The sequence below is a fragment of the Shewanella sp. 11B5 genome, assembly GCF_002836795.1.
Lineage (GTDB): Bacteria > Pseudomonadota > Gammaproteobacteria > Enterobacterales > Shewanellaceae > Shewanella > Shewanella frigidimarina.
The window spans coordinates 1-2,080 of sequence record NZ_PJAP01000670.1; the positions used below are offsets into that span (position 1 = coordinate 1).

Annotated in this window: 2 protein-coding genes and 1 pseudogene; all 3 read left to right on the forward strand. The window is 38.4% G+C overall.

The window, feature by feature from the left end; genetic code table 11:
* The first annotated feature begins 182 nt into the window (after window positions 1-182).
* Window positions 183-1,289 carry a type VI secretion system protein TssA gene (gene tssA / locus CXF78_RS15095; protein ID WP_102037258.1) on the forward strand — a complete coding sequence of 369 codons (1,107 nt, stop codon included), beginning with the start codon at window positions 183-185 and terminating at the stop codon, window positions 1,287-1,289.
* Window positions 1,290-1,330: 41 nt separating this feature from the next.
* Window positions 1,331-1,831, forward strand: a complete 501-nt coding sequence (gene tssB / locus CXF78_RS15100; protein ID WP_011637823.1) for a type VI secretion system contractile sheath small subunit — start codon at window positions 1,331-1,333, stop codon at window positions 1,829-1,831.
* Window positions 1,831-2,080 (forward strand): annotated as a pseudogene (locus CXF78_RS15105) (type VI secretion system contractile sheath large subunit); the annotation flags it as partial. The gene tssB and the pseudogene CXF78_RS15105, both read left to right, overlap by 1 nt.

The following is a 2,080-nucleotide window of genomic DNA, read 5'->3' on the forward strand; positions in this document are numbered from 1 at the left end:
TAAATGTAATTACATCGGGTGTAATCATTTTGGATGTATTTAATTTTTATGATTATCCATTGTGATTAGTTATTGGCATTATATTGTCTTTTGCTTCTATTAAAGGCCAATAAGTATTGTTTTTGAAGTTCTATACTTTTATTATTGTAAATTAATCGTTTTTATTCAGGGATTGAATTAGATTGAGTAAGCTAAAGAATTTAACAATTGATGAATTAATTCTTCCCATTTCTATTGATGCGGAGTCAGGAGTTGATCCTCGTGAAGATATAAGCCCGACATCAACTTATTATTTACTTAAAGACGTGCGAAATATTGCACGTTCTAGAGAACGTAAAGCACTGACAGACGAAGAAGATGTATTGTCAGTTGCAGTTGAATGGCGACCAATTTTTGAACAAGTCCCTGACATTTTAAAACAACAATCAAAAGATATTGAATATGTTGCTTGGTTTATAGAGGCCGCCTGTAGGTTATATGGCTTTAAAGGACTTTATTTTGGTTTCACTCTAGCCACAGAGCTAGTTGAGCGCTATTGGGACACTATCTATCCCACCCCTGAGCCAAATGATTTAGCTGAGCGCATTGCGCCGCTCATTGGTTTAAACGGTATCGAAAGCGAAGGTTCTTTAATTCATCCAATCAGAACGATCCCAATAACTGATGGTGGTGTTATTTATTCTACTTGGCAATATGAACAAGCTTTAGACACCAGTCGTTTAGATAAAGACAAGCAAGAAAAGCGTTTTGATTCAGGTTCTGTATCACTTGAAGATGTCGAACATAGCATTAGAGAAACCTCAGACAGTTTTTTTATTGAATTAGACCGAGATGTGCAAGATGCCATGGCAGCTTTTAGCAAGCTATCTGCTGCCATGGATGCAGCAATGAGCGGTGAGCCACAGCCTACAAGTTATATTCGCAAGGCATTAGAAGCATGTGCGTTGCAAATCAGCACGATAACAGCGCCAATTATTGCAAAAAACAAAACAAAACTTGAACAAGAACAACATCACGAAGAAGAGCAACACAGCGACAGTAATGAGCACAGCACAACGTCATCAGGTGTCGATGGCCAGCTTAACTCAAGAGCACAAGCCATTAATAACCTTGAAACGATAGCGGACTTTTTTAGACGAACCGAACCGCATTCGCCTATGTCTTATGCTATTGAACAAGTTATTCGTTGGAGTGATCTCAGTTTGCCTGAGTTGTTACAAGAATTAATCCAAGATGGTGAAGCAAGGAATGGTTTCTTCAAGTTATCTGGAATAAAAACGGAAGATTGATCTGTAGTTAATTACTCAACATATTATTGAAAGGAGTTCATATGAGTGTACATGATAAATTAAAGCGAGTAAGAAAACCTCGTGTTCATATTACCTACGATGTTGAAACAGAAGGTACAGTTGTAAAAAAAGAACTGCCTTTTGTTATCGGTGTTACGGGTGATTTTACTGGACACAACACCGCAGATTTAAAGCCATTGAAAGACCGCCGTTTTGTGCAAATCGATCGCGACAACTTCAATGATGTATTAAAGCGGATGAGTCCCCAATTAAACATTTCAGTACCTAACACGCTTGCCGGTGATGATACTGAAATGAAGGTAGCATTACAATTTAGCAGCATCGAAGACTTCGAGCCTGCAGCTATTGTTAATCAGGTTGAACCATTGAAAAAATTAATGGAAACCCGCAACAAACTCCGTGATTTGATGACCAAAGTTGATCGTTCTGAGAATCTCGAAAATATCTTAGAAGAAGTGTTAAATAACACAACCAGCCTAGATAGATTAGCTGGTGAACTTAACCTCAAAGGAGCGGAATAATGAGCATGGAAGCTGCGTCATTAGATGCTGTATCTGAAGAACAAGCACAAAGTGTTTCTATTTTAGAGCAGGCCATTTTTGCAACCAAGCAAACCGATTCTTCGCGTGCTGAAGAGCTTATTCGTTCATTAACGGAAGAGGCCTTGAAAGGCACTGTGCAATGGGATAAAAACCTCACAGTGACTTTTAACAAGGCAATTACTCGTTTGGACGATATTATTTCTAAGCAATTAGCTGCCATCATGCACA

Coding starts and splice junctions, on each gene's coding strand:
- tssB (WP_011637823.1), top strand. CDS start 1,331: ATGAGTGTACATGATAAATTAAAGCGAGTAAGAAAACCTCGTGTTCAT.